We start from the raw sequence: 2,675 nt of genomic DNA on the forward strand, positions 1-2,675 counted from the left end.
GAGCTGGATGTCGAAATCGGCGAAGGCGTCAAGGCTCGTGTCCTGCGGGGCATGGTGGCCGACGTCCGGGTCAAGGGCGAGCCGGTTGCCGACAACAAGAAATAAGGCATAGTGAGGGGGCGGCCATTGAGCCGCCCTTCTGATTCTAGTTCCAAGGTTGCGACTTTATGCTCTATTTTAGCCGCTGGAAGACTGTACTCATCTGGGCTGTTGTTCTAGCAGGCGTTATTCTGGCGCTGCCAAATCTCTTCACACAGGATCAATTGGTGACCTTGCCGGACTGGCTGCCGAAGAAGCAGCTGGCGCTGGGTCTCGACCTCGAAGGTGGTTCGCGACTGCGCCTGCAGGTTGACAAGGACCATCTGCCCGACACCGACGCAACGATTGCGATCCTTACGCGCCGTCTCAGTGAGCTCGGCTACACCAATCCCAATGTCGAGGGCCAGCGGAATGGCCGTGTGCTCGTCGAAGTCCCCGGGCTTTACGACTCGCAACTGCYCAAGGACATCCTGAGCCTCACCGGCGAACTGCATTTCCAGATGGTCGACGATTCCGTGCCGGTTCAGCAGGCGATCGACGGCACGCCGCCGGAAGGTGACGAGGTGGTGTATTCGTTCGACGACCCGCCTGTTGCCTATCTGGTCAAGAAAGAGCCGCTTGTCTCAAACAAGAACTTCGTCGATGCGCAGGCCGGAATCGATACGACCACCCAAGAGCCTGTGATCACCTTCAGACTGGACAGCATTGGCGCTGACCGGTTCTCAAAGGCGACCAAGGCCAATGTCGGCAAATCCTTCGCTATCGTTCTCGACAACCAGGTGCTTTCAGCTCCGGTCATCAGCGAGGAAATACCCGGGAATACAGGTCAAATTTCCGGCAATTTCGATCTCTCGGGTGCAAGTAACCTCGCGCTTGTGATGCGGGCAGGCGCGCTGCCGGCGAGTGTCACCGTGCTTGAAGAGAGAACGATCGGCACTGATCTCGGAGCGGCTGCGGTAGCCTCTGGCAAGATTGCTGCTCTTATCGGCGCAGCTCTTGTCATCGTTTTCATGCTTTTGACCTATGGCCTTCTCGGGGTCATCGCCAACATTGCCCTTGTCGTCAATGTGATCCTGATACTGGCAGTGCTGACGCTCTTCGGCGCGCCGCTGACGCTCGCGGGTGTCGCCGGTATCGTGCTTACCATTGGCATGGCGGTCGATTCCAACGTGCTGATCTATGAGCGTATTCGCGAGGACAGGCGCGCTGGCTTTTCCGTTATCCAGGCTATCGATTCTGGATTTTCGCGGGCGCTTGCAACAATCGTCGACGCCAATGTCACCACACTGATCGCGGCACTCGTGCTTTTCATTCTCGGCTCCGGGCCGGTGCACGGTTTCGCGCTGACGGTGACGATCGGTATCGTCACGACACTATTCACGACCTTCACGCTGACACGCTGGCTGGTATCCGTGTGGGTTCAATGGGCGCGTCCGAAGGAAGTTCCCGGCGCACTCCTGAAGCTCGTTCCAAATGATACGAAAATCCCGTTCATGAAGCTGCGTTTTCTGACGCTTGGCTTTTCGGCGCTGTCGAGCATTGGAGCGATCGTGCTTTTTGCCATTGTCGGCATGAATTTCGGTATCGACTTCAAGGGCGGCACGATGGTGGAGATTCAATCGCACGAGGGTGCGATCGATCTCGATGATGTCTATAGCCGACTGGAAGATCTGAATATTGGTGACATCAAGATCGAACCATTCAAATCGGATGATCGCGCCCTGATTACCGTGGGCAGCCAGGGTGAGGGCGAGGATGCCGAGCAAACTGTCGGTGTGAAGATCCGGGGTGAATTGCAGGATGATTTCGATTTCCGCCGCATCGACGTTATCGGGCCGTCCGTATCGAGCGAACTGTCACACGCCGGAATGCTCGCAGTCGGACTCTCATTGGCGGTGATCTTCGTCTATGTGTGGTTGCGCTTTGAATGGCATTTCGCACTTGGCGCCATTCTCGCAACAATCCACGATGTGCTCTTGCTGCTTGGTATGTTCATCGTCTTCCAGATGGAGTTCAACCTCTGGAGTATCGCCGCGTTGCTCGCGATAGTCGGCTACTCACTCAACGATACGGTCGTCATCTACGACCGCGTGCGCGAAAATTTGCGACGATACGGCAACAGCATGTCTCTTTCAGCGCTTCTCGATGCATCGATCAACCAGACCCTGTCGCGCACGATTCTGACATCGCTTGCAACGTTTCTGGCGTTGATCGTTCTCTATCTCTATGGTGGAGATGACGTGAAATCATTCGCGCTGGTCCTCGGTGTCGGCATTATCGTCGCAACCTACTCGTCGATCTTCGTTGCCGGCCCCTTGCTGATGCTGTTTGGCCTCAAGGGCAGGGACGTCGCGGAAAACGGACCGTCGGCGGTGTMCGGCCAGAATGGAGCGTAATTAATTGGTCAAGGGCATTGAAATTCGGGATGCGCACTTTCCTGGGCGTGCACCCATCGATGCTTATGGCAATGGCGGCTTTCGCTTCGCGGACATGTCGCATCGCGGCTCCATACTCTGTCTCCCATCCGGCATTCATGGCTGGGAGCCGAAAACCCTGCCACTCCTGACGATAGCCGATTTCTCTATCGTGCTTGATCAAGCTGACGATATCGAAATTTTGCTGGTGGGGATGGGGAC

General features: G+C 56.3%; 2 protein-coding genes and 1 pseudogene. All 3 read left to right on the forward strand.

What is annotated here, in order from left to right; genetic code table 11:
- A pseudogene (locus tag ACXJ5O_RS23825) lies at window positions 1–105 on the forward strand (preprotein translocase subunit YajC); the annotation flags it as partial.
- Window positions 106–167: 62 nt separating this feature from the next.
- A complete protein-coding gene (gene secD / locus ACXJ5O_RS23830) occupies window positions 168–2,435 on the forward strand; it encodes a protein translocase subunit SecD (protein WP_457302066.1) in 2,268 nt (755 codons plus the stop codon).
- Between the two features lie 4 nt (window positions 2,436–2,439).
- A partial coding sequence (locus ACXJ5O_RS23835) for an Mth938-like domain-containing protein (RefSeq protein WP_457302067.1) occupies window positions 2,440–2,675 on the forward strand: 236 nt, incomplete at its 3' end.

This window comes from Phyllobacterium sp. P5_D12 (genome assembly GCF_054049495.1).